20 protein-coding genes are annotated in these 23,323 nt (G+C 68.9%); 17 read left to right on the top strand and 3 right to left on the bottom strand.

The features are described 5' to 3' along the window. Positions 1 to 56: 56 nt before the first annotated feature. The 5 genes from ACEN9J_RS17770 to mnmA all read left to right on the top strand — a co-directional run bounded on the left by ACEN9J_RS17770 (position 57) and on the right by mnmA (position 6,325). On the top strand, positions 57 to 611 hold the full coding sequence (locus ACEN9J_RS17770) for a DUF6891 domain-containing protein (RefSeq protein ID WP_413761672.1): 555 nt from the start codon (positions 57 to 59) through the stop codon (positions 609 to 611). Next, positions 608 to 2,440, top strand: a complete 1,833-nt coding sequence (locus ACEN9J_RS17765) for a VanW family protein (RefSeq protein ID WP_413761671.1) — start codon at positions 608 to 610, stop codon at positions 2,438 to 2,440. The genes ACEN9J_RS17770 and ACEN9J_RS17765 overlap by 4 nt, the downstream gene beginning before the upstream one ends. Next, positions 2,437 to 4,110 (top strand): FxLYD domain-containing protein, encoded by a 1,674-nt coding sequence (locus ACEN9J_RS17760; RefSeq protein ID WP_413761670.1) that lies wholly within the window; start codon positions 2,437 to 2,439, stop codon positions 4,108 to 4,110. The genes ACEN9J_RS17765 and ACEN9J_RS17760 overlap by 4 nt, the downstream gene beginning before the upstream one ends. A 44-nt stretch (positions 4,111 to 4,154) precedes the next feature. Further along, positions 4,155 to 5,147 (top strand): LLM class flavin-dependent oxidoreductase, encoded by a 993-nt coding sequence (locus ACEN9J_RS17755; protein WP_261215435.1) that lies wholly within the window; start codon positions 4,155 to 4,157, stop codon positions 5,145 to 5,147. A 65-nt stretch (positions 5,148 to 5,212) separates the two neighbouring features. Continuing rightward, positions 5,213 to 6,325: a tRNA 2-thiouridine(34) synthase MnmA gene (gene mnmA, locus ACEN9J_RS17750; RefSeq protein ID WP_413761669.1), complete on the top strand. Its 1,113-nt coding sequence runs from the start codon at positions 5,213 to 5,215 to the stop codon at positions 6,323 to 6,325. Between the two features lie 7 nt (positions 6,326 to 6,332). On the opposite strand, the gene ACEN9J_RS17745 is transcribed toward mnmA, so the two are convergent. Together ACEN9J_RS17745 and ACEN9J_RS17740 are read right to left on the bottom strand one after the other, a co-directional pair. After that, the gene (locus tag ACEN9J_RS17745) at positions 6,333 to 6,815 is read right to left on the bottom strand and encodes an NUDIX hydrolase (RefSeq protein ID WP_296739293.1); all 483 of its coding nucleotides are present in this window, start codon (positions 6,813 to 6,815) and stop codon (positions 6,333 to 6,335) included. Positions 6,816 to 6,906: 91 nt separating this feature from the next. Then, complete coding sequence (locus ACEN9J_RS17740; RefSeq protein ID WP_261215433.1) at positions 6,907 to 7,632, bottom strand: response regulator transcription factor; 726 nt, start codon at positions 7,630 to 7,632, stop codon at positions 6,907 to 6,909. Positions 7,633 to 8,078: 446 nt separating this feature from the next. Here ACEN9J_RS17740 and ACEN9J_RS17735 point away from each other — a divergent pair, with 446 nt between their 5' ends. The 10 genes from ACEN9J_RS17735 (at position 8,079) to ACEN9J_RS17690 (ending at position 19,287) form a co-directional block, all read left to right on the top strand. Beyond that, the gene (locus tag ACEN9J_RS17735) at positions 8,079 to 9,209 is read left to right on the top strand and encodes a Re/Si-specific NAD(P)(+) transhydrogenase subunit alpha (RefSeq protein WP_057598203.1); all 1,131 of its coding nucleotides are present in this window, start codon (positions 8,079 to 8,081) and stop codon (positions 9,207 to 9,209) included. A gap of 24 nt (positions 9,210 to 9,233) precedes the next feature. After that, positions 9,234 to 9,563 (top strand): NAD(P) transhydrogenase subunit alpha, encoded by a 330-nt coding sequence (locus ACEN9J_RS17730; RefSeq protein ID WP_413761668.1) that lies wholly within the window; start codon positions 9,234 to 9,236, stop codon positions 9,561 to 9,563. Further along, positions 9,560 to 10,984, top strand: a complete 1,425-nt coding sequence (locus tag ACEN9J_RS17725; protein WP_203204009.1) for an NAD(P)(+) transhydrogenase (Re/Si-specific) subunit beta — start codon at positions 9,560 to 9,562, stop codon at positions 10,982 to 10,984. Before ACEN9J_RS17730 ends, ACEN9J_RS17725 begins: the two co-directional genes overlap by 4 nt. Before the next feature lie 104 nt (positions 10,985 to 11,088). Beyond that, positions 11,089 to 12,768 carry a long-chain-fatty-acid--CoA ligase gene (locus ACEN9J_RS17720; RefSeq protein WP_261217830.1) on the top strand — a complete coding sequence of 560 codons (1,680 nt, stop codon included), beginning with the start codon at positions 11,089 to 11,091 and terminating at the stop codon, positions 12,766 to 12,768. A gap of 50 nt (positions 12,769 to 12,818) precedes the next feature. After that, positions 12,819 to 13,823 (top strand): ABC transporter permease subunit, encoded by a 1,005-nt coding sequence (locus ACEN9J_RS17715; protein ID WP_413761667.1) that lies wholly within the window; start codon positions 12,819 to 12,821, stop codon positions 13,821 to 13,823. A 4-nt stretch (positions 13,824 to 13,827) separates the two neighbouring features. After that, positions 13,828 to 14,736, top strand: coding sequence for an ABC transporter permease subunit (locus ACEN9J_RS17710; protein ID WP_413761666.1), 909 nt, complete (start codon positions 13,828 to 13,830; stop codon positions 14,734 to 14,736). A gap of 17 nt (positions 14,737 to 14,753) precedes the next feature. Then, the gene (locus ACEN9J_RS17705) at positions 14,754 to 15,791 is read left to right on the top strand and encodes an ABC transporter ATP-binding protein (protein ID WP_057593821.1); all 1,038 of its coding nucleotides are present in this window, start codon (positions 14,754 to 14,756) and stop codon (positions 15,789 to 15,791) included. Continuing rightward, complete coding sequence (locus tag ACEN9J_RS17700; protein WP_413761665.1) at positions 15,788 to 16,825, top strand: peptide ABC transporter ATP-binding protein; 1,038 nt, start codon at positions 15,788 to 15,790, stop codon at positions 16,823 to 16,825. The genes ACEN9J_RS17705 and ACEN9J_RS17700 overlap by 4 nt, the downstream gene beginning before the upstream one ends. A 44-nt stretch (positions 16,826 to 16,869) precedes the next feature. Then, a complete protein-coding gene (locus ACEN9J_RS17695) occupies positions 16,870 to 18,501 on the top strand; it encodes an ABC transporter substrate-binding protein (RefSeq protein ID WP_413761664.1) in 1,632 nt (543 codons plus the stop codon). Positions 18,502 to 18,540: 39 nt separating this feature from the next. Continuing rightward, entirely contained in the window at positions 18,541 to 19,287 is a 747-nt protein-coding gene (locus ACEN9J_RS17690; RefSeq protein ID WP_057593851.1) for a 5'-methylthioadenosine/adenosylhomocysteine nucleosidase, read from the top strand. Here ACEN9J_RS17690 and corA read toward each other — a convergent pair. After that, positions 19,280 to 20,266: a magnesium/cobalt transporter CorA gene (gene corA, locus ACEN9J_RS17685; RefSeq protein WP_057593823.1), complete on the bottom strand. Its 987-nt coding sequence runs from the start codon at positions 20,264 to 20,266 to the stop codon at positions 19,280 to 19,282. The genes ACEN9J_RS17690 and corA overlap by 8 nt on opposite strands. Before the next feature lie 231 nt (positions 20,267 to 20,497). On the opposite strand from corA, the gene ACEN9J_RS17680 reads away from it, so the two are divergent. Both ACEN9J_RS17680 and hpf read left to right on the top strand, forming a co-directional pair. Further along, complete coding sequence (locus ACEN9J_RS17680; protein WP_413761663.1) at positions 20,498 to 22,630, top strand: ATP-dependent helicase; 2,133 nt, start codon at positions 20,498 to 20,500, stop codon at positions 22,628 to 22,630. A 345-nt stretch (positions 22,631 to 22,975) separates the two neighbouring features. Continuing rightward, on the top strand, positions 22,976 to 23,305 hold the full coding sequence (hpf, locus tag ACEN9J_RS17675) for a ribosome hibernation-promoting factor, HPF/YfiA family (RefSeq protein ID WP_057593826.1): 330 nt from the start codon (positions 22,976 to 22,978) through the stop codon (positions 23,303 to 23,305). Positions 23,306 to 23,323 lie beyond the last annotated feature (18 nt).

Here is a 23,323-nt window from a genome sequence, read left to right as displayed (position 1 = left end):
TACGCATGGCCCTCACTCTCGACACCGAAGACACGCGACAAAGGATCCACGATCTCGTGTGGTCAGGCTTTCATCACGACGCCGACGTCGAATGGATGATCACCGACGAGTACCTCGATCCCGACGAGCTGACTTCCGATGACCGGGCCTGGGTCAAGGCCGAGACCGCGCGCGCCTGCGCCGCCAAGCATGCGGCCGAAGCCGAGTGGCCCGCGCAGACCGAATACGACCGCCTCGAGACCGCGTTCGCGCAGCTGCGCGAAGAGAAGATCATCGCGCTGCACCGCGCGGGCAACACGCTGGCCGACGGCCAGGACGACGTGCGCGATGCCTGGCGCGCCGCCGGCCGCGACGCCTCGGGCATCGTGGGCTGCTGCTTCTATCACGCGCAGGACCTCGAGCGCGCGGTGCGCACCGGCCGGCTGCACCTGGCCTTCAGCGGCGGCCTGATTCCCGAGATCGCGCGGCGCGAGGCCAATACCGTGGCGGTCGGGCAGCGCATCGCCGCGCTGCTCCGGGGCGTCGGCTTCGCCGTGCACTGGAGCGGCAACATCGACGAACGCATCGAGGTCGACCTCGGCCAGTGGCGCAAGCGAGGCCCATCGGCGTGAGCGTGCAGGCCTGGCAGCCGCCGCGCCGCATCGATGCGATCGATTTCTGGCTGCGCTCCCGGTTGCTGGCCATCGCGCATGGGTTGCGCGAAACCTGGCGCCCTTCCGCGCGCCGCTGGCCCATGGCCGATGCGCTGGCCGATGCGCCCGTGCTGGCGCGCTTCAGCAGCCCGCTGTGGACCGATGGCCGCGACGACGAATTCGCGCTGGTCGCCGGCAAGGTGCAGAACCTGCGCGTGGCGCGCGCCGCCTTCGATGCCATCGAGGTGCCCGCGGGCGAGCTGCTGAGCTTCTGGCGCCAGCTCGGCCGGCCCAGCGCATGGCGCGGCTTCGTGCAGGGCCGCGAACTGCGCGGCGGCTGCGTGGTGCCGACACTGGCGGGCGGGCTCTGCCAGCTCTCGAATGCACTGGCCACGGTCGGCGCTCGCGCGGGGCTCGAACTGGTCGAGCGCCATGCGCACACCGCGCGCATCGAGCAGGCCGCGGCCGGGCCCGACGATGCGGTCGACGCGACCGTGTTCTGGAACTACGTCGACCTCAAGCTGCGCGCGCGCCATGCGTGGCGGCTCGAAGTCGAAATCACCGCCACCGAGCTGGTGCTGCGCATCCGCGCGCATGCGCCGCCGGTCGCGCCGCGCGTGATGTGGCGCGCGCCGCGCGATGCCGGCGCCGACGCGCTGGCGCCGCCCGTGGCGCGCGGCTGCCTGAGCTGCGACCGCAACGACTGCTTCCGTCACCGGCCCGCGCTGCCGGTCGCGGCCCAGGGGCGGACCGCCGTGCTGCTCGACGCATGGACGCCCGAGTTCGCGCGCTACCTCGAGGCCCGGCATCCCGAGGCCGACCGCATGCAGCGCGCGCCCGTGCGGCTGGCGTTCTGGCGGCCGATGAGGGACTGGCGCGGCGGCGAGGCCTCGGTGCACCGGCCCTGGCTGGCCAGCGTTCGCGGCGCGTTGTGGCGCCGACTGTGGGCGCGCCGGGAAGGCGGGCGGCGGCAGGCCGGCGTGATCGATGCGCAGCGCTGGCTCGCGCGGGCCTTCGCGGCACGGCTTCGGCCCGAACACACGCAACTGGTGGTCGACCAGGCGCTGCTGCCGCATCTGCAGCGCCTCGGCGCGCTCGACGGACGCGCGTTCACCGTGCTGGCCGGCGCGCTGCCGATGGCCGAGATCGAGGCACGTCTCGATGCGGCCGCGGCGCGCTGGCCCGACGACACCACGTTGCGCGACTTCCGTGTCGCGCCGTCGTTGGTGCGTGCCGAAGCCCAGGCATTCGCGCGCGCGGCCACGGTGGTCACCCCACATGCGGCGGTGGCGGACGCGATGGCCACCGCGGCGCCGCAGGCCACGCTGGAGCGGCTCGAATGGGTGCTGCCCGGCATGTCGCCGCGTGCGAATCGGACACCGGACGACGGCGCGCCGCTGGTCGTGCTGCCCGCCAGCGCTCTCGCGCGCAAGGGCGCGCGCGAACTGGCCGCGGCATTGCGCGGCAGCGGATGGCGCCTGCGCGTGCTCGGCTCGCCATCGGCCGACGCCTCGCTCTGGCGGGGCATCGCGCTGGATGCGGCCCGCGATCCGCGCGGCGACTGGCTCGACGGCGCCCGCGTGGTGGTGCTGCCCGCGCATGTGGAGCATGCGCCGCGCGCGGCGCTGCGCGCGCTCGCGGCCGGCGTGCCGGTGGTGGCCTCCACCGCCTGCGGCCTCGCGGGCCGGCAGGGCGTGCGCGAAGTGCGCGCGGGCGACATCGAGGGCCTGCGCGCCGCGCTGCGCGAGGCGATCGACGGCCAGTGCCATTCCAACGAACAAGACGACAACGACCAGCGCTTCCCATGACCATCGATCTCCAGACGCTCAAGTGCGGCGAATGCGGCAGCAGCGTGCTCAAGCGCACCGGCCTCAACGAATTCACCTGCCAGCACTGCGGCTCCGTCACGCTGGTGGAGGACGACATCTCCGACCGCCTCGACCGCGTGCTCGACCAGGTCAAGGATGCGGCCGCGCGCCGTCTCGCCGACGAGCAGGCGGCGCGGCAGAAGGTGGCGATGCGCACCGCGGGCTTCGCGGTCGCGGCCGTGGTCGGCATCACCCTGCTCGTGACGGTGGTGCAGATGTTCACGCGCAAGGACACGTCCGACGGCGGCCGCCGCGCCGCGGTCGCCTCGGTGGTCGACCGCAACATTCCCACCGATGGCCTCAAGCTCGGCGAACCGCGCCAGGTGCTGGTGGGCAGCGGCAGCTCGGCGCGGCCCAAGCTGCTGGTGGTGGCGCGCAACGAGACCGGCAAGCCGCTCGAGCGCGCGAGCGTCAAGGCCACCTACTACGACGGCGAGACGCGGCTCGAGGAGCGCGGCGAATCGCTGCCGATCTCGGTGCTCGAGCCCGGCGAGAGCGCGCCGCTGCTGATCGACCTGCCGAGCGGCAAGAACGTCACGCGCCAGGAGCTGCAGGTGCAGCGCCTGTCGGCACCCTACCGCTCGGCCGACGGCCCGCGGCTCGCGTTCTCGCGCCTGCGGCTGGTGCAGCAGGGCGAGCGCGTGCGGCTGGTGGGGCGCGTGGTCAACGAGCGCAAGGATGCGGCGATCGGCGGCGTCGAGGCGCTCGCCACGCTCTACGACGACGCCGGCAACGTGATCGGCTTCGGCCGCGGCTATGCGCAGGGCAACGACATCCCGCCCGGCGCGCGCAGCGCGATCGACATCGACCTCGCACGCTTCGGCCGCGCCGCGCAGGTCGCGGCCTGGGATTACCGCATCGCCTACAGCACCGTCGAAGCCGGCGGCTCGCGCAGCGCGGTGCGCAGCGCCGACCGCGTGATCCGCACCGCCGGCGCGCCCGAGGTCTTCCATGCCGACCTGCGCCTGAGCACCGAGGACCTGCTGGCCGACGACAGCGAGCGCTTCGACCTCAAGGAGCTCGAACTGCTGCCGCTGGTGGCGGGCCGCAGCAACATCCAGCGGCCGCTGTTCCTGACCGAGCTCGTGAACCGCAGCAAGGAGGCGGTGGTGATCGCGCCCGGCGGCGTGATCTCGCGCTTCGGCGGCAGCAAGGCCGACGGCGCCACCGCCATCCAGGGCCTGGCCTATCTCTACCCGGGCGAGCGCTTCCCGATCCTGCTGGAGCCGCGCGAGGTCGACCGCATCACCCAGACCCGCGTCGAGTGGAAGCCGATGCGCCGCGCGGCACTGCCCGGTCCGCGCACGCCGCTCGAGGTGCAGGTGACCGGCACCAAGGCCGAGACCGGCAGCGTGCTGCTCAACTTCAGCCAGCGCTTCCTCTACAAGAGCGTGCAGGTCACGGGCAAGGTCGGCAATCCGGGCACGACCATCGTCGGCAAGGTGCGGCTGTGGGTCAGCCTGCGCGACCGCGACGGACAGCTCAGCGGCTTCAAGCTGGTCGACAACCTGCCGGCCATCGCGCCCGGCGAAAGCGTGCCGTTCCAGGTCAACGTGGAGCAGAACGGCCGCGACTTCGCGAGCGTCGGCACGCTATACCAAACCGAATAGCCCCGCAGCCAGCGTTCGCGGGCGCTTCGCGCCATGATCGGCGGATGACCGATTTCTCGATCCTCGACCTCTCCCCGATCGTCGAAGGCAGCGATGCCGCGCAGTCCTTTCGCAACTCGCTGTCGTTGGCGCAGCATGGCGAAAAGCTCGGCTACCGGCGCTACTGGCTCGCCGAGCACCATGGCATGCCGGGCATCGCCAGCGCGGCCACGGCGGTGCTGCTGGCGCACGTGGGCGCGGGCACCTCGACGATCCGCATCGGCGCCGGCGGCGTGATGCTGCCCAACCATTCGCCGCTGGTCATCGCAGAGCAGTTCGGCACCCTCGAGTCGCTCTACCCGGGCCGCGTCGACCTGGGCCTGGGCCGCGCCCCCGGTTCCGACCAGCGCACCGCGCGCGCGCTGCGCCGCAATCTCGAATCGGACGCCGACCAGTTCCCGCAGGACGTGATCGAGCTGATGGACTTCATGTCGAAGAACCCGCAGCAGGCGGTGCGCGCCGTGCCGGGCGCGGGGCTCGAGGTGCCGGTGTGGATCCTCGGCTCGAGCACCTTCGGCGCGCAGTTGGCCGCCCACCTGGGCCTGCCCTATGCCTTCGCCTCGCACTTCGCGCCGCAGCAGATGATGCAGGCGATCCAGATCTACCGCGAGACCTTCAAGCCCTCGGCGCAGCTCGCCAAGCCCTACGTGATGCTGGGCTTCAACGTGTTCGCGGCCGACACCGACGCCGAGGCCGAGTTCCGCGCCACCTCGTGGCAGCAGGCTTTCGTCAACCTGCGCAGCGGCCGGCCCGGCCGGCTGCCGCCGCCGGTCGAGGGCTACCGGCAGAAGGTCGGCCCGGCCGAGAACGCGCTGCTCGACTCGGTGCTGTCCTGCTCGGCCGTGGGCTCGCCCGACACCGTGCGCGCGGGCGTCGAGGCCTTCATCGAGCGCACCGGCGCCGACGAGCTGATGATCACCTCGCAGGTCTTCGACCACGCCTCGCGGCTGCGCTCGTACGAGCTGCTGGCCCGCATCCGCGACAGCCTGCGCGCCTGAGCGGGCGCCCCCGGATTTCCCCCACGCCGACCCCGCCTCGCCGGGGCTGGGACAATGTCGCCCCTATGGCAAAGCAACGGATCGTGGTCGGGCTGAGCGGCGGTGTGGATTCCGCGGTGACCGCGCACCTGCTCAAGCAGCAGGGGCACGAGGTGGTCGGCATCTTCATGAAGAACTGGGAAGACGACGACGACAGCGAGTACTGCTCGTCGAACATCGACTTCGTGGACGCCGCCAGCGTGGCCGACGTGCTGGGCATCGAGATCGAGCACGTGAACTTCGCGGCCGACTACAAGGACCGCGTGTTCGCCGAGTTCCTGCGCGAGTACAAGGCCGGCCGCACGCCCAATCCCGACGTGCTGTGCAATGCCGAGATCAAGTTCAAGGCCTTCCTCGACCATGCGATGCGCCTGGGCGCCGAGAAGATCGCCACCGGCCACTACGCGCGCGTGCGGCTCGACGAGGCTACGGGCCGGCACGAGCTGCTCAAGGGGCTCGACCCCTCGAAGGACCAGAGCTACTTCCTCCACCGCCTGAACCAGGCGCAGCTGTCGAAGACGCTGTTCCCGGTCGGCGAGCTGCACAAGACCGAGGTGCGCCGCATCGCCGAGGAGATCGGCCTGCCGAACGCGAAGAAGAAGGACTCGACCGGTATCTGCTTCATCGGCGAGCGGCCGTTCCGCGAATTCCTCAACCGCTACATCTCGAAGGAACCGGGCCCGATCAAGGACGACCGCGGCCGCAGGCTCGGCGAGCACCAGGGCCTGAGCTTCTACACGCTGGGCCAGCGGCAGGGGCTGGGCATCGGCGGCGTGAAGGAAAAGGGCGCGCAACGCGGCGCGGGCGACCATTCGCCGTGGTTCGTGGCGCGCAAGGACGTCGAGAACAACACGCTGTGGGTGGTGCAGGGCCATGACCATCCCTGGCTGCTGTCGACCTCGCTGCGCGCCGACGACGCGAGCTGGGTGGCGGGCGAGCCGCCGCTGCCGGGCGCCTATGGCGCCAAGTCGCGCTATCGGCAGGCCGACGCGGCCTGCGAGATGGTGGCCGGCGACGAAGCTCCGCGCGACGATGCCTTTGCATTGCGCTTCGGCCAGACGCAATGGGCGGTGACGCCGGGCCAGTCGGCGGTGCTGTACGACGGCGAACGCTGCCTGGGCGGCGGCGTGATCGTCTGAGCGCTGCTCAGCGCGGCTCTTGCCGCACCGAATCATCGACGTGGATCAGGTCCAGCGGATGCCGTTGGCCGGCCAGGTGGTCTTCGACGCACTGCAGCAGCAGCGGGCTGCGATGCCGCTCCACGCTGGCGCGGATCTCGTCGGCCGTCATCCAGAGCGTGCGCACGATGCCGGTGTCGAGCGCCCGGCCTGCCTCGCGTTCGCCGAGCTCGCCGCTGAAGGCGAAGCGCATGTAGGTCACGGCGGGATCGTCGACCGAACGCGCGAGATAGATGCCGACCAGCGCGGTCGGCACGAAGGCATGGGCGGTTTCCTCGAGCGCCTCGCGCGCGCAGCCTTCGGCAGGGGATTCGCCGGGGTCGAGGTGGCCGGCCGGGGTGTTGAGGCGCAGGCCCTGATCGGTGTGCTCCTCGACCAGCAGGAAGCGGCCCTCGCGTTCGATCACCGCGGCGACGGTGACGTTGGGTTTCCAGCGGACGGTGGTGTTCATGGGGATGGCTTCCTTCGACGCTCGCGCGGAAGGCGGGCCATGGGCTGACACGCCGCCGCGCGAATCATCCCCGTATTGGACGCGAACCCGCTCAGGAGCTGCGCGCTTCGCCCCCGCGTGCGCCGAGCTGGCCGGCTTCGACCGTTTCGAGCCGGTAGCCGAGCCCGTAGATCGCCAGCAGCAGGAAGCCGTTGGCGGGCCGCAGGTCGAGCTTGGTCCGCAGGCGCGAGATGTGGGTGTCGAGCGAGCGCGAGAGCGCCTCGACGCCCAGGCCCCATACCGCTTCGTGCAGGTGCTCGCGCGACAGCAGGCGGCCGAGGTTCTGGAACAGGAACAGCGCCAGTTCGTACTCGCGGTTCTTGAGCTCGACCGGCATGCCGCGCACCTTGAGCGTTCGCGAGGGTGGATAGAAATGGTAGGGGCCGAAGACCAGCTCGGTCTCGTGCTGCGCGGGGTACGAGCGCCGCAGCAGGGCGTTGACGCGCGCCTCGAGCTCGGTGGCCTGGATCGGCTTGCTCATGAAGTCGTCGGCTCCCGCGTTGAGCCCGGCGACCATGTCTGCGTCGTCGTGCCGCGCGGTGACGAACAGCACGGGCAACCGGCTCTTGAGGTCGTGGCGAATCGTCTTCACCACGTCGAGGCCGCGGATGTCGGGCAGGTGCCAGTCGAGAAGCAGCAGATCGAAGGTCTGTCGCCGCATCGAATGCAGCAGCGATTTTCCGTCCGCGTACTCATGGCACTCGTGCCCGAGCGACGCCATGGTCTGATGAATCAGTTTTCTCTGATGGGCCTCGTGGTCGAGGACAGCAATGCGCATTTTTTTACCCCCTTACTTCCTCCCATGGGCCGCCTCTGTGTACGGCTCCAAGTGAGGCGAAGTGTATCTATCTGCGTCTAAGGTAAGCAATCTGCCCTGCAACTAATGCACATGAACCCTTCTTTTAAATCAATCCATGGAAGAATGATTACAAAGGCCTACATCTTTGTCCTGTAGATGACACGAAGTTCGTGCAAACGCCGGCGTTGTTTTTGCGCCGCACGATGCCGCCGCGCCGGCGCCGCCTGAGACCGGTTTCCTTACAGCGCGTCAGAGGGAAAGGCCTCGATCCATCACCAATAAGCTATCAAATGGATAGCTAGATTTTCAGCAGCCACGGACGTTGGAGCATGGATACTTCGCCCCTTGCGCGACAGATCGGGCCGAATGTCTTGCTGTAAGCTTCGCCCGCATTTCGCGCTGCACCTTGCCCTGAGGAGAACTCTATGCTGATAGGCGTGCCTGCCGAGACAACGACAGGCGAAACCCGAGTGGCCGTGACCCCGGAGACGGCGAAGAAACTGGTGGCGTTGGGGCACACGGTGCGTGTGCAGAGCGGCGCGGGCGTGGCGGCCAGCGTGACCGACGCGGCCTACCAGGCGGCCGGCGCCGAGATCACCGACCAGGCCGGCGCCTTCGGTGCCGACATCGTGCTCAAGGTGCGCGCCCCGAGCGACGCCGAATGCGCGCTCGCCAAGTCCGGCAGCGTGCTCGTGGGCATGCTCAACCCCTTCGACGCCGCCGGCCTGCAGCGCGTGGCCGCGGCCGGCCTCACCGGCTTCGCGCTCGAGGCGGCCCCACGCACGACGCGCGCCCAGAGCATGGACGTGCTCAGCTCCCAGGCCAACATCGCGGGCTACAAGGCCGTGATGATCGCGGCCGACAAGTACCAGCGCTTCTTCCCGATGCTGATGACCGCCGCCGGCACCGTGAAGGCCGCGCGGGTCGTGATCCTCGGCGTGGGCGTCGCGGGCCTGCAGGCCATCGCCACGGCCAAGCGCCTGGGCGCGGTCATCGAGGCCTCGGACGTTCGCCCCAGCGTCAAGGAGCAGATCGAATCGCTGGGCGGCAAGTTCATCGACGTGCCCTACGAGACCCAGGAAGAGAAGGACGCCGCCGAAGGCGTGGGCGGCTATGCGCGCCCGATGCCCGCGAGCTGGCTCACGCGCCAGCAGGCCGAGGTCGCCAAGCGCGTGGCGCTGGCCGACGTCGTCATCAGCACCGCGCTGATCCCGGGGCGTGCCGCGCCGACCCTCATCACCGAGGACATGGTCAAGTCCATGAAGCCCGGCAGCGTCATCGTCGACATCGCCGCCGGCAAGGGCCCGGATGGCGTGGGCGGCAACTGCCCGCTGTCCGAAGCCGACAAGACGGTGGTCAAGCACGGCGTGACCATCGTCGGCGAAACGAACCTCGCCGCGCTGGTGGCTGCCGACGCCTCTGCGCTGTACGCGCGCAACGTGCTCGACTTCCTCAAGCTCGTGCTGACCAAGGAGGGCACGCTGAAGATCGACCTCGAGGACGACATCGTCGCCGCCTGCCGCGTCACGCAGGACGGCCAGGTCACGAAGAAGTAAGCGAACACGCGAGGAGAAGAAACCATGGACATCGTCTCTCACACCGTCATCAACCTCATCATCTTCGTGCTGGCCATCTACGTGGGCTACCACGTGGTGTGGACCGTCACGCCCGCGCTGCACACGCCGCTGATGGCCGTGACCAACGCCATCTCGGCGATCGTCATCGTGGGCGCCATTCTGGCCGCCGCGCTCACCGAGACCGGCCTGGGCAAGACCATGGGCGTGCTGGCCGTCGCGCTGGCGGCGGTCAACGTCTTCGGCGGCTTCCTGGTCACGCGGCGCATGCTGGAGATGTTCAAGAAGAAGGAAAAGAAGGCCGCGCCCGCAGCCGCCGAGGGAGCTTCCAAGTGAGCATGAACCTCGTCACCCTGCTGTACCTGCTGGCCAGCATCTGCTTCATCCAGGCGCTCAAGGGCCTGAGCCATCCCACCACCTCGATCCGCGGCAACGTCTTCGGCATGACCGGCATGGCGATCGCCGTGCTGACCACCGGCGCGCTGATCTGGAAGCTGGCCAACGGCAACCCGGCCGGCCTGGGCTACGTGCTGGTCGCGCTGGTCGTGGGCGGCGGTCTCGGCGCCTACATGGCCAACAAGGTCGAGATGACCAAGATGCCCGAGCTCGTGGCCTTCATGCACAGCATGATCGGCCTGGCGGCCGTGTTCATCGCGGTGGCCGCCGTGGCCGAGCCGCATGCCTTCAACATCGCGCTCAAGGGCGACCCGATCCCCGCGGGCAACCGCCTGGAGCTGTTCCTGGGCGCGGCCATCGGCGCCATCACCTTCAGCGGCTCGGTGATCGCCTTCGGCAAGCTCTCGGGCAAGTACAAGTTCCGCCTGTTCCAGGGCGCGCCGGTGCAGTTCGCGGGCCAGCACATGCTGAACCTCGTGCTGGGCCTGGCGACCGTGGGCCTGGGCCTCGTGTTCATGGCGACGGAGAACTGGACGGCGTTCTTCGCGATGCTCGCGCTGGCCTTCGTGATGGGCGTGCTGATCATCATCCCGATCGGCGGGGCGGACATGCCGGTGGTGGTGTCGATGCTCAACAGCTACTCGGGCTGGGCGGCCGCGGGCATTGGCTTCAGCCTGAACAACGCGATGCTGATCGTGGCGGGCAGCCTCGTGGGCAGCTCGGGCGCGATCCTGAGCTACATCATGTGCAAGGCGATGAACCGCTCGTTCTTCAACGTGATCCTGGGCGGCTTCGGCGGCGACGCGGCCGCGGCCACGGGCGGCGCGAAGGAGCAGCGCCCCGTGAAGAGCGGCAGCGCCGACGACGCGGCCTTCGTGCTGGGCAATGCCGAGACGGTGGTGATCGTGCCGGGCTACGGCCTGGCGGTGGCGCGAGCGCAGCATGCGGTCAAGGAGCTCGCGGCCAAGCTCACCGAGAAGGGCATCACGGTGAAGTACGCGATCCATCCGGTGGCCGGGCGCATGCCGGGCCACATGAACGTGCTGCTGGCCGAAGCCGAGGTGCCGTACGACCAGGTGTTCGAGATGGAGGACATCAACGGCGAGTTCGGCCAGGCCGACGTGGCGATCATCCTGGGCGCCAACGACGTGGTGAACCCGGCCGCGCACACCAAGGGCAGCCCGATCTACGGCATGCCGATCCTGGAGGCCTACAAGGCCAAGACAGTGATCGTGAACAAGCGCTCCATGGCCGCCGGCTACGCGGGCCTGGACAACGAGCTGTTCTACATGGACAAGACCATGATGGTCTTTGGCGATGCTAAAAAAGTAGTGGAAGATATGGGCAAGGCCATCGAATAGGCCGAGGTTCCGTCCCGGCCCGCGCTCTGCGGGCAAACCCTTACGGCGCCGCTCAGGCGCCGTTTTCGTTTTCATCCCAATCCGACTCCGGAGGAGACACATCCATGACCGATCGTCCCTGGCTCAGCAGTTACCCGCAAGGCGTGCCTGCCGACATCGACCCATCGCAGTACGCGTCGCTGGTCGGCCTCATGGAAGAGAGCTTCTCGAAGTACGCCGACCGCACGGCCTACAGCTTCATGGGCAAGGACGTGAGCTATGCCGAGACCGACAAGCTCAGCAAGGCCTTCGCGGCCTACCTGCAGGGCCTGGGCCTCGCCAAGGGCGACCGCGTCGCGGCCATGATGCCCAACTGCCCGCAGTACCCGATCGCGGTGGCCGGCATCCTGCGCGCGGGCCTGATCCTCGTGAACGTGAACCCGCTGTACACGCCGCGCGAGCTCGAGCACCAGCTCAAGGACTCGGGCGCGAAGGCGATCATCATCATGGAGAACTTCGGCGTCACGCTGCAGCAGTGCATCGCGGCAACGCCGGTCAAGCACATCGTGCTGGCCTCGATGGGCGACCGGCTCGGCTTCCTCAAGGGCGCGCTCGTCAACTACGTGGTGCGCAACGTCAAGAAGCTGGTGCCGGCCTTCAACCTGCCGGGCGCGGTGCGCTTCAACGATGCGCTCGACCAGGGCGCGGGCCGCACGCTGCAGACGCCGGCCATCGGCGCCGACGATGTCGCGGTGCTGCAGTACACCGGCGGGACCACGGGCGTATCGAAGGGGGCGGTGCTGCTGCATCGCAACGTGATCGCCAACGTGCTGCAGTCCGAGGCCTGGAACGAGCCGGTGATGCGCAAGGTGCCCGCGGGCCAGCAGCCCACGAGCGTGTGCGCGCTGCCGCTCTATCACATCTTCGCGTTCACGGTCGGCATGATGCTGAGCATGCGCACGGGCGGCAAGCTGATCCTGATCCCGAATCCGCGCGACCTGCCCGCGGTGCTCAAGGAACTGTCGAAGCACACGGTCCACAGCTTCCCGGCGGTCAACACGCTGTTCAACGGCCTGGCCAACCATCCCGACTTCAACACCGTCGACTGGTCGAACCTCAAGGTCTCGCTGGGTGGGGGCATGGCGGTGCAGGCCGCGGTCGCGAAGCTCTGGCTCGAGAAGACCGGCTGCCCGATCTGCGAGGGCTACGGCCTGTCCGAGACCTCGCCCTCGACCACCTGCAACCCGACCGACAGCAAGGCCTACACCGGCACCATCGGCGTACCGCTGCCGAGCACCTGGCTCAAGCTGCTCGACGACAACGGCAACGAGGTTGCGCTCGGCGAGCCCGGCGAGATCGCGATCAAGGGACCGCAGGTGATGGCCGGCTACTGGCAGCGCCCCGACGAGACCGCGAAGGTCATGACCAGCGACGGCTACTTCAAGAGCGGCGACATCGGCGTGGTCGACGAGCGCGGCTACTTCAAGGTGGTCGACCGCAAGAAGGACATGATCCTGGTGTCGGGCTTCAACGTGTACCCGAACGAGATCGAGGACGTGGTCGCGCAGATTCCGGGCGTGCTCGAATGCGCGGCCGTGGGCGTTGCCGACGAGAAGACCGGCGAGGCCGTGAAGCTCGTGATCGTGAAGAAGGACGAGTCGCTCACCGAGGCGCAGGTGCGCGAATATTGCAGAGCAAACCTTACGGGTTACAAGCAGCCGCGAATCGTAGAGTTTCGCACTGACCTGCCGAAGACACCGGTCGGAAAGATACTGCGCAGAGAGTTGCGCGACGCCAAAAAGTAAGGGTTCGGCCCGGGTGGGGCCACGGCATCGATCTTGCATATTGCGGGTCGATGTTTCGCTTCCTCCTCACGCGCGTGAGCTTGCTGGTGCCGACCTTCTTCGGCATGACGCTGCTTGCCTTCTTCCTCATCCGGCTGGTGCCGGGCGACCCCATCGAGACCATGGCCGGCGAGCGCGGGATCGACCCCGCGCGCCATGCCGAGCTGCTCACGGCCTACGGCCTCGACAAGCCGGTGATCGTGCAGTACGGCATCTACATCGCGCGCGTGCTGCACGGCGACCTCGGCAAGTCGCTGATCACGCAGGAATCGGTGATGAACGAGTTCCTCGCGCTGTTCCCGGCCACCATCGAGCTCGCGATCTGCGCCATCGCGTTCGCGCTGTTGCTGGGGTTGCCCGCGGGCATCCTCGCCGCGGTGCGGCGCAACTCGATCTTCGACCACGGCGTGATGGCCACCTCGCTGACCGGCTACTCGATGCCGATCTTCTGGTGGGGCCTGTTGCTCATCCTCTTCTTCTCGGTGCAGCTCTGCTGGACGCCGGTCTCGGGCCGCATCTCGGTGCAGTACTACGTCGAGCCCGACACCGGCTTCCTGCTGCTCGATGCCTTGCGCGCCGGCGAGATCGACGCCTTCTGGTCGGCGCTGCACCACCTCGTGCTGCCGGCCGTGGTGCTGGGCACGGTGCCGCTGGCGGTGATCGCGCGCATGACGCGCTCGGCCATGCTCGAGGTGCTCGGCGAGGACTACATCCGCACCGCGCGCGCCAAGGGCCTGTCGCGCTTTCGCGTGGTGGGCCTGCATGCGCTGCGCAATGCGCTGATCCCGGTCGTCACGGTGATCGGGCTGCAGGTGGGCGTGCTGTTCACCGGCGCCATCCTCACCGAGACCATCTTCTCGTGGCCCGGCGTCGGCAAGTGGCTGATCGAGGCCATCGGCCGGCGCGACTATCCGGTGCTGCAGGGCGGCATGCTGCTGCTCGGCGGCATCGTGATGCTGGTCAACCTGCTGGTCGACCTGACCTACGGCGTCATCAACCCCCGCATCCGGCGCTGAATCCATGGCCTCGACCCACACCCTCGCGAACGCGGCCCCCGCCGCCTCGACGCCGCCCGGACCCTGGCGCGAATTCTGGAGTGCGTTCTCCGCCAACCGCGGCGCGGTGATCGGCCTCGTGACCATCGTCGTGCTGCTGCTGGTCGCGCTGCTCGCGCCGTGGATCGCGCCGCATGCGCCCAACCAGACCAACAGCGCCGTGTTCCTGCAGCCGCCGGCCTGGCAGCAGGGCGGCTCGCTCACCTACCTGCTGGGCACCGACGCCATCGGCCGCGACATCCTTTCGCGCCTGATGCACGGCGCGCGCCTGTCGCTGTCGATCGGCGTCGCGGTGGTCGCGCTCTCGGTGGTGGTGGGCGTGGTGCTCGGCCTGGTCGCGGGCTTCTTCCGCGGCGTGCTCGAGATCGCGATCATGCGGCTGATGGACATCATCCTCACGCTGCCGAGCCTGCTGCTCGCGATCGTGATCGTGGCCATCCTCGGGCCGGGCCTCATCAACGCGATGCTCGCCGTGGCCATCGTCGTGCTGCCGCACTATGTGCGCATCACGCGCGCGGCCGTCATCGCCGAGGTCTCGCGCGACTACGTGACCGCGGCGCGCGTCAGCGGCGCCGGCACGCTGCGCCTGATGTTCCGCGAGGTGCTGCCCAACTGCGCGGCGCCGCTGATCGTGCAGGCCTCGCTCGGCATCTCCACCGCCATCCTCGACGCGGCCGCGCTCGGCTTCCTCGGCCTCGGCGCGCAGCCGCCGTCGCCTGAGTGGGGCACCATGCTGGCCGACGCGCGCGAGTTCGTGCTGCGTGCCTGGTGGGTCGTGACCTTCCCCGGCCTCGCCATCCTCGCGGCGGTGCTGGCCTTCAACCTGCTGGGCGACGGTCTGCGCGACGCGCTCGATCCGAAGCTCAAGCGCTGAAGCAAGGGAACGCATCGATGCCTTTGCTCGACATCCAGGATCTGCACGTCGAATTCCCGACCCAGGGCGGCGTGATGCATGCGGTCGACGGCGTGAGCCTCTCGCTCGAGGAGGGCGAGGTGCTCGGCATCGTCGGCGAATCGGGTTCGGGCAAGAGCGTGACCATGATGGCGCTGATGGGGCTGATCGGCTTCCCGGGCCGCGTGCGCGCCGACCACATGCGCTTCGCGGGCCGCGACCTGCTCGGCATCTCCGACAAGGCGCGCCGCGCGCTGGTGGGCAAGGAGGTCGCGATGATCTTCCAGGAGCCCACCACCAGCCTCAACCCCTGCTTCACCGTCGGCTTCCAGCTGATGGAGACGCTGCGCCTGCATCTCGGGCTCGACCGGCGCGCGGCGAAGAAGCGCGCCACCGAGCTGCTCGAGCAGGTCGGCATCCCGGCCGCGTCGTCGCGCCTCTCGAGCTATCCGCACCAGCTCTCGGGCGGCATGAACCAGCGCGTGATGATCGCGATGGCGATCGCCTGCAACCCGCGCCTGTTGATCGCCGACGAGCCGACCACCGCGCTCGACGTCACGATCCAGGCGCAGATCCTCGACCTGCTGCGCGAGCTGCAGAAGGAGCGCGGCATGGCGCTGGTGCTGATCACGCACAACATGGGCGTGGTCAGCGAGATGGCGCAGCGCATCGCCGTGATGTATGCGGGCCAGGTGATGGAGCAGCAGCGCGTGGACCGGCTGTTCGCGACGCCGCAGCATCCCTACACCGAGGCGCTGCTGGCCGCGCTGCCCGAACGCGCGCCGCCCGACGGCCGGCTCGCCACCATCGCGGGCGTGGTGCCCGGCGTGCACGACCGGCCCGCGGGCTGCCTGTTCGCGCCGCGCTGCGGCTACGTGACGACGCGCGCCTGCCAGGTGCGCCCGGCCCTGCGCGGCGTCGAGGCGCTGCCCGGCGCGCAGGTGCGCTGCCACTTCCCGCTCGGCGAGCCCGGGCGCATGGCCGCGATCGAGCGCGACCGGCCGCGCCTGCCGCGCGTCGAGGAGGCCGCATCGTGAGCGCCGCGGAGATCGTGGTCGAGGCGAAGAACCTGCAGCGCATCTACGAGGTGCGCCGCGGCCTGTTCCGCCCGAGCGCGCAACTGCGCGCGGTGGGCGACATCTCGTTCCGGCTCGAGCGCGGCCGCACGCTCGCGGTGGTCGGCGAATCGGGCTGCGGCAAATCGACGCTCGCGCGCATGGTCGCGCTGATCGAGAAGCCGACGGCGGGCCAGCTCACGCTGGTCGGCCACGATGCCGTGAACCCGCCGTCCGAGCGGCGCCGCGAACTGCGCCAGGCCGTGCAGCTGGTGTTCCAGAACCCCTACGGCTCGCTCAATCCGCGCAAGAAGGTCGCGGCGGTGCTCGAGGATCCGCTCGCGATCAACACCACGCTCGGCAAGTCCGAGCGTGCCGCCAAGGCGCGCGAGATGCTCGCGCGCGTGGGCCTGCGGCCCGAGCAGGCCAACCGCTATCCGCACATGTTCTCGGGCGGCCAGCGCCAGCGCATCGCGATCGCGCGCGCGCTGATGCTCGAGCCGCGGCTGGTGGTGGCCGACGAGCCGGTGTCGGCGCTCGACGTGTCGATCCAGGCCCAGGTGCTGAACCTGCTGGCCGACCTGCAGGGCGAGCTCGGCCTGGCGTACCTGTTCATCTCGCACGACCTCGGCGTGGTGCGCCACATCGCGCACGACGTGCTCGTGATGTACCTCGGCCATGCGGTGGAGCAGGGGCCGAAGGCGCGCATCTTCGAGCGCCCGCTGCATCCCTACACGCAGGCGCTGCTGGCCTCCACGCCGGGCCTCAGCAGCCAGCGCATCGTGCTCAAGGGCGAGCTGCCGTCGCCGCTGTCGCCGCCCACGGGCTGCGTCTTCAGCACGCGCTGCCCGCATGTCACGCAGCGCTGCCGCGACGAGCGGCCCGTGCTGCGCGAGCTCGACCAGCGGCGCGTCGCCTGCCACTACGCCGAGCGTTTTCTCGAAGGCGCGCCGGTGGTGCGCGCCGACCTGCCGTCGGCACCGCCGTTCGTCGCGCCCGTCGCGATGAATCCCTGAAACCCGCTTTCCGTTTTCTCCAACCCGTGTCTCAAGGAGTTCCCATGACGAACCGTTCCTTCCTCCCGCGCCGCGCACGACGGCTGGCGCTGCTGGCACCCGTGGCGATCGCGGCGCTGACCCTGGCCTGCGGCGCGGTGTCGGCCAAGACGCTGGTCTACTGTTCCGAGGGCAGCCCCGAGAACTTCTATCCGGGCATGAACACCACCGGCACCTCGTTCGACGTGACCACGCAGGTCTACAACACCATCGTCGAGTTCGAGCGCGGCGGCACCAAGGTCGTGCCGGGCCTGGCCGAGAAGTGGGACATCTCGGCCGACGGCACGGTCTACACCTTCCACCTGCGCAAAGGCGTGAAGTGGCACACCACGAGCAAGAGCTTCAAGCCCACGCGCGACTTCAACGCCGACGACTTCATCTTCATGATCGACCGCCAGTGGAAGGAGAGCGATCCCTTCTTCAAGGTCACGAGCCAGAACCACTCCTACTTCAACGACATGGGCATGCCCAAGCTGCTGAAGTCGGTGGACCGCGTCGACGACTACACGGTGAAGATCACGCTCAACCAGGCCGAGGCGCCGTTCCTCGCCAACCTCGCGATGCAGTACGCGGGCATCCAGTCGAAGGAGTACGCGATCGCGATGCTCAAGGCCGGCACGCCCGAGAAGGTCGACCAGGACCCGATCGGCACCGGCCCGTTCTACCTCGTGCAGTACCAGAAGGACGCGATCATCCGCTTCAAGGCCTTCCCGCAGTACTGGGGCGGCAAGGCCAAGATCGACGACCTCGTGTTCGCGATCACGCCCGACGCCTCGGTGCGCTGGGCCAAGCTGCAGAAGGGCGAGTGCCACGTCATGCCCTACCCGAACCCGGCCGACCTCGACGCGATCCGCAAGGATCCGAACGTGCAGGTGCTCGAGCAGCCGGGCCTGAACGTCGGCTACCTCTCGTACAACACGACGAAGAAGCCCTTCGACGACGTGCGCGTGCGCAAGGCCATCAACATGGCGATCAACAAGAAGGCGATCATCGACGGCGTCTACCTCTCGACCGGCGTGGCCGCGAAGAACCCGATCCCGCCGACCATGTGGTCCTACAACGATGCGGTGAAGGACGACCCCTACGATCCCGAGGCCGCGAAGAAACTGCTGGCGCAGGCCGGCTTCCCCGACGGCTTCTCGACCGACCTGTGGGCCATGCCGGTGCAGCGGCCCTACAACCCGAACGCCAAGCGCATCGCCGAGCTGATGCAGGCCGACCTCGCCAAGATCAACGTCAAGGCCGAGATCAAGAGCTTCGAATGGGGCGAGTACCGCAAGCGGCTGCAGGCCGGCGAGCACCAGATGGGCATGCTGGGCTGGACCGGCGACAACGGCGATCCCGACAACTTCCTCTATACGCTGCTGGGCTGCGCCTCGGCCAAGTCGGCCAGCGGCAGCAACATCTCGAAGTTCTGCTACCAGCCCTACGAGGACCTCGTGGTCAAGGCCAAGAGCACGACCAAGCAGGCCGACCGCGACGCGCTCTACAAGAAGGCACAACTCATCTTCAAGGAGCAGGCGCCGTGGTTCACCATCGCGCACGCGGTGCAGCTCAAACCGGTGCGCAAGGAAGTGATCGACTTCAAGCTCAGCCCCTTCGGCCGCCACACCTTCTACGGCGTGGACATCAAGTAAGCGGTGGCTGCGGCGGCACCCATCGCGATCGTCGCGGCGATGCACGAGGAGCTCAAGGCGCTGCTCGCGCTGATGCCCGACGAGCAGCGCGTGCGCGTCGCGGGCCGCGACTTCTGGGTCGGCCACCTGCGGGGCCAACCCGTGGTCGCGGTGCTGTCGCGCATCGGCAAGGTCGCGGCGGCGGTGACGGCCACGCTGCTGCTCGAGCGCTTCGGCGTGCGCGCCATCGTCTTCAGCGGTGTCGCGGGCGGGCTCGCGCCGGGTGTTCGGGTCGGCGACGTGGTGGTGGCGACCGAGCTGCTGCAGCACGACATGGATGCCTCGCCGCTCTTTCCGAAGCACGAGGTGCCCTTGATGGGGGTCTCGCGGTTCGAGGCCGATGCGGCGATCGGCGATGCGCTGGCGGCCGTGGCCGAGCAGATCCTGCGCGATCCCGTGGCCCTGGTGGGGCAGGGTGCCGTCGACGAGTTCGGCCTGCGTTCGCCGGCCGTGCATCGCGGCCTGCTGATCAGCGGCGACCGCTTCGTCTCGACAGCGGCCGAGAGCGAGGCGCTGCGCCGCGCGCTGCCCGATGCGCTGGCCGTGGAGATGGAAGGCGCCGCGGTGGCGCAGGTCTGTCACGACTACGGCGTGCCCTTCGCCGCGATGCGCACGATCTCGGACCGTGCCGACGACGCGGCCCATGGCGACTTCGCGCGCTTCGTCGCCGAGGTCGCGAGCCGCTACAGCCTCGCGCTGGTCGGCGCGTGGCTCGCCGCCCAGCCTTCTACTGCGGTTGCTACTTGAGCCAGCCGCGCCGGCGGAAGTACCACATCGGCACCAGCGCGCTCGCGGCCATCAGCACGATGGCGTAGGGATAGCCCATGGCCCAGTCGAGCTCGGGCATGAACTTGAAGTTCATGCCGTAGATGCTCGCGATCAGGGTCGGCGGCAGCAGCGCGACGCTGGCCACCGAGAAGATCTTGATCGTCTTGTTCTGGTTGATGTTGATGAAACCGACGGTCGCATCCATCAGGAAGTTGATCTTGTCGAACAGGAAGGCCGTGTGGTTGTCGAGCGACTCGATGTCGCGCAGGATCTGCCGCGCTTCCTCGAACTGCTCGGCATTGAGCATCTTGCTGCGCATCATGAAGCTGACCGCGCGGCGCGTGTCCATCACGTTGCGGCGGATGCGCCCGTTCAGGTCTTCCTGGCGCGCGATGGCGCCCAGCACCTCGCCCGCTAGCTCGTCGCTGACGTTGCCCGAGAGCACCTTCTTGCTGGCGGCCTCGAGCTCGTCGTAGATGTTCTCGAGCGAGTCGGCCGAGTACTCGGCGTCGGCGTCGAAGAGCTTGAGCATCACTTCCTTCGCGTCCTCGATCAGCCCCGGGGCGCGGCGCGCGCGCATGCGCAGCAGGCGGAACACGGGCACGTCCTCGTCGTGGATCGAGAACAGCACGCCGCGGCTGCGCAGGTCGGTGTTGTGCTGGTTGAGGATGAAGGCGACGCGCACCGCGCGCGGGGCTTCGTCGTCGTCGATCAGGAAGTCGCTGCGGATGTGCAGTTCGCCGTTGTCCTCTTCATAGAAGCGCGCCGATTCCTCGATGTCCTCGTCCATCGCGTCCTCGGGGATCGAGAGGCCGTAGTACTGCTTGATCCAGCGCTTCTCCTCGAGCGTGGGCGATTCGAGGTCGACCCAGATCGGCTGGAAGCGGGAGAGCTCCTCGAGGGCCTCGATCTCTTCCTGGACGAGGCGGCCGTTGGCGAGCGTGAAGATATTGAGCATGGCTCACTCCCGAGAAATGGCTGGGGCGATGGGGCGGACGGGCGGGGGACGAGAAAGAGGGGCGCTTTCAAATCCCGGAGCCGGTCGGCCGGGCTCAGCCGGGAGTTGAAAGCTGCCGAGACGGGGCGGTTTCCATGATGCGGTCTCCAGTTGCAGCGAGGCGCGATTATGTCATCGGCGAATGAGCGCAGAGTTGGCTGGACTGGACGAACATCCAGTAGAGTGGCGGCCATGCCGAGCGCCGCGTCCCCCGTCTTTTCCCATCCGCCGGCGACCCAGGCCGAGCGCCTCGCGGCCGCCCTTGCGAGCCTCAACGACGAACAGCGCGCGGCGGTCGAGCACGGGGTGGCGGCGCTGGCCGGTGGCGCTCCGGACGCGGCCGATGCGGGCCCGCTGCTCGTGATCGCCGGCGCCGGCTCGGGCAAGACCAGCACGCTGGCGCACCGGGTGGCGCACCTGATCGCGCGCGGGGTCGATCCGCAACGGCTGCTTCTCTTGACCTTCTCGCGCCGCGCCGCGCAGGAAATGGCGCAGCGCGCCGGCCAGGTGCTCGCGCGCGTGCTGGGGCTGCAGGCCCACACCGCGCCCGCGCTGCCCTGGGCCGGCACCTTCCACGGCATCGGCGCGCGGCTGCTGCGCGAGTACGCCGCGCAGATCGGGCTGGACGACAACTTCACCATCCACGACCGCGGCGACGCCGAGGACCTGATGGGGCTGGCGCGGCACGAGCTCGGCTTCTCGTCGAGCGCGCGCCGCTTTCCGCACAAGGGCACCTGCCTGTCGATCTATTCGCGCTGCGTGAACACGCGCGCGCCGCTCGAGTCGGTGCTCAGGCAGTCCTTTCCGTGGTGCGCAGAATGGGGCGTCGAACTGCAGCAGCTGTTCGGCGCCTACGTCGAGGCCAAGCAGCAGCAGAACGTGCTCGACTACGACGACCTGCTGCTCTACTGGGCCGGCATGATGGAGGAGCCCACGCTGGCGCGGCACCTGGGCGAGCGCTTCGACCACGTGCTGGTCGACGAGTACCAGGACACCAACCTGCTGCAAGCCGCGATCCTGCTCGCGCTCAAGCCCGACGGGCGGGGCGTGACGGTGGTGGGCGACGACGCGCAGTCGATCTATTCGTTCCGCGGCGCGACGGTGCGCAACATCCTCGACTTCCCCTCGCAGTTCTCGCGACCGGCGCGCGTGGTCACGCTGGAGCGCAACTACCGCTCCACCCAGCCGATCCTCGACGTGTCGAATGCGTGCATCGCTCATGCGGCCGAGCGCCATGCCAAGACGCTGTGGACCGACAAGCCCTCGGCCGGGCGGCCGCAGATCGTGCGCGTGCCCGACGAGGCCCAGCAGGCCTGCTGGGTGGCCGACCAGGTGCTCGCGCACCGCGAGGGCGGGCTCGCGCTCAAGTCGCAGGCGGTGCTGTTCCGCACCTCGAGCCACAGCGCGCCGCTCGAACTCGAACTGGCGCGGCGCAACATCCCGTTCGTGAAGTACGGCGGGCTCAAGTTCCTCGAGGCCTCGCACGTGAAGGACCTGCTCGCGGTGCTGCGCTTCGCGCAGAACCCGCGCGGGCGCATGGCGGGCTTTCGCGTCACGCAACTGATCCCGGGCATCGGGCCGGCCACCAGCGCGAAGCTGCTCGACGCGATGGACCAGGCGGCCGACCCGGCCATCGCCCTGCGCGACTTCGTGCCGCCGAGCGCCGCGCGCGCCGAATGGGCCGCCTTCGCCGAGGCCTATGCCGCGCTGCGCGCGCCGTCGCTGGCCTGGCCGGCCGACGTGGGCATCGCGATGGAGTGGTACCTGCCGCACCTCGAGCGGCTCTACGACGACACCGCGGGCACGCGCCGCGGCGACGTCGAGCAGCTGGTGCACATGGCCTCGGGCTACGCCTCGCGCGAACGCTTCCTCACCGAGCTCACGCTCGATCCGCCCGAAGCCACCAGCGACCGGCCCGGGCCGCCGCTGCTCGACGAGGACTACCTGATCCTCTCGACCATCCATTCGGCCAAGGGGCAGGAGTGGAATTCGGTCCACGTGCTCAACGTGGTCGACGGCTGCATGCCGGCCGACGTGGCGCAGAGCGCGCAGGAGCTCGAGGAGGAACGGCGCCTGCTCTACGTGGCCATGACCCGCGCCCGCGACCACCTGCACCTGCTGGTGCCGCAGCGCTTCTACATCCCGCAGCAGGCCGCGCGCGGCGACCGGCATCTGTATGCCAATCGCAGCCGCTTCATTCCCGATGCCGACCTCGCGCGCTTCGAAGCCCGGACCTGGCCGCCCCCGCCGCCTCGCGCGCCCGCGGTGCCGCCGCCGGCCGCGGTGATCGACCTGCGCAACCGGATGCGCGCCGCCTGGCGCTGAAGGGCGCCCGGCCCTTTCCCCAGCAGGGACATGCGCGGGTGGCCGCGAAAGATGGGCGCGGCAGCAATGGTTCGCAACGCGGCCCGCAGCATGCGGGGCCGCTGGGGCCTGCTATGGAAGAAATAGCTGAGCATGCGGCGCGGTCCGCCAGCCCGTCATCCGGGCATCCCCCGGTATTGCAATACCGTGACAGCTTGGGCATAGTGAATCGACCTTCTCCTCTCCCGCACCTCTCCCTCTTCCCCTCTCCCCCTTTCTTCTCCCAGCCCCACAACCGTTTTCGCCGGCCGCGCTGCATCCGCAGCGATGGTCATTTCCCCAACCGTCAATTCCAGGAGGTCATTCATGAATTTGACGATCAGCGGTCATCACCTCGACGTCACCCCTGCCTTGCGCACCTACGTCACGAGCAAGCTGGACCGGGTTATCCGACATTTCGACCAGGTGGTCGATGTGAAGGTGATCCTCACGGTGGAAAAGCAGAAGGAAAAGGAACGCCGGCAACGGGCCGAGTGCAACATCCACGTCAAGGGCAATGACATGTTCGCGGAGTCGAGCCACGCTGATCTCTATGCCGCGGTCGATGAACTGGTCGACAAGCTCGACCGCCAGGTGGTGCGCCACAAGGACCGCCTGCAGGACCATCACCACAGCGCGCCCAAGCGCCTGATGTAGGACGAAGCGGGTTCCCGG

This window comes from Variovorax sp. Varisp41 (assembly GCF_047325085.1).
Lineage (GTDB): Bacteria > Pseudomonadota > Gammaproteobacteria > Burkholderiales > Burkholderiaceae_C > Variovorax.
The sequence above is the reverse complement of the archived record's forward strand: the minus strand, read 5'-3'. Positions and strand labels throughout refer to the sequence as shown.

What these genes read in the sequence shown, in the direction of transcription:
- ACEN9J_RS17760 (WP_413761670.1), top strand. Translation starts at nt 2,437, where the DNA reads ATGACCATCGATCTCCAGACGCTCAAGTGCGGCGAATGCGGCAGCAGC.
- ACEN9J_RS17755 (WP_261215435.1), top strand. Translation starts at nt 4,155, where the DNA reads ATGACCGATTTCTCGATCCTCGACCTCTCCCCGATCGTCGAAGGCAGC.
- mnmA (WP_413761669.1), top strand. Translation starts at nt 5,213, where the DNA reads ATGGCAAAGCAACGGATCGTGGTCGGGCTGAGCGGCGGTGTGGATTCC.
- ACEN9J_RS17745 (WP_296739293.1), bottom strand. Translation starts at nt 6,815, where the DNA reads ATGAACACCACCGTCCGCTGGAAACCCAACGTCACCGTCGCCGCGGTG.
- ACEN9J_RS17740 (WP_261215433.1), bottom strand. Translation starts at nt 7,632, where the DNA reads ATGCGCATTGCTGTCCTCGACCACGAGGCCCATCAGAGAAAACTGATT.
- ACEN9J_RS17735 (WP_057598203.1), top strand. Translation starts at nt 8,079, where the DNA reads ATGCTGATAGGCGTGCCTGCCGAGACAACGACAGGCGAAACCCGAGTG.
- ACEN9J_RS17730 (WP_413761668.1), top strand. Translation starts at nt 9,234, where the DNA reads ATGGACATCGTCTCTCACACCGTCATCAACCTCATCATCTTCGTGCTG.
- ACEN9J_RS17720 (WP_261217830.1), top strand. Translation starts at nt 11,089, where the DNA reads ATGACCGATCGTCCCTGGCTCAGCAGTTACCCGCAAGGCGTGCCTGCC.
- ACEN9J_RS17715 (WP_413761667.1), top strand. Translation starts at nt 12,819, where the DNA reads ATGTTTCGCTTCCTCCTCACGCGCGTGAGCTTGCTGGTGCCGACCTTC.
- ACEN9J_RS17710 (WP_413761666.1), top strand. Translation starts at nt 13,828, where the DNA reads ATGGCCTCGACCCACACCCTCGCGAACGCGGCCCCCGCCGCCTCGACG.
- ACEN9J_RS17705 (WP_057593821.1), top strand. Translation starts at nt 14,754, where the DNA reads ATGCCTTTGCTCGACATCCAGGATCTGCACGTCGAATTCCCGACCCAG.
- ACEN9J_RS17695 (WP_413761664.1), top strand. Translation starts at nt 16,870, where the DNA reads ATGACGAACCGTTCCTTCCTCCCGCGCCGCGCACGACGGCTGGCGCTG.
- ACEN9J_RS17690 (WP_057593851.1), top strand. Translation starts at nt 18,541, where the DNA reads ATGCACGAGGAGCTCAAGGCGCTGCTCGCGCTGATGCCCGACGAGCAG.
- corA (WP_057593823.1), bottom strand. Translation starts at nt 20,266, where the DNA reads ATGCTCAATATCTTCACGCTCGCCAACGGCCGCCTCGTCCAGGAAGAG.
- ACEN9J_RS17680 (WP_413761663.1), top strand. Translation starts at nt 20,498, where the DNA reads ATGCCGAGCGCCGCGTCCCCCGTCTTTTCCCATCCGCCGGCGACCCAG.
- hpf (WP_057593826.1), top strand. Translation starts at nt 22,976, where the DNA reads ATGAATTTGACGATCAGCGGTCATCACCTCGACGTCACCCCTGCCTTG.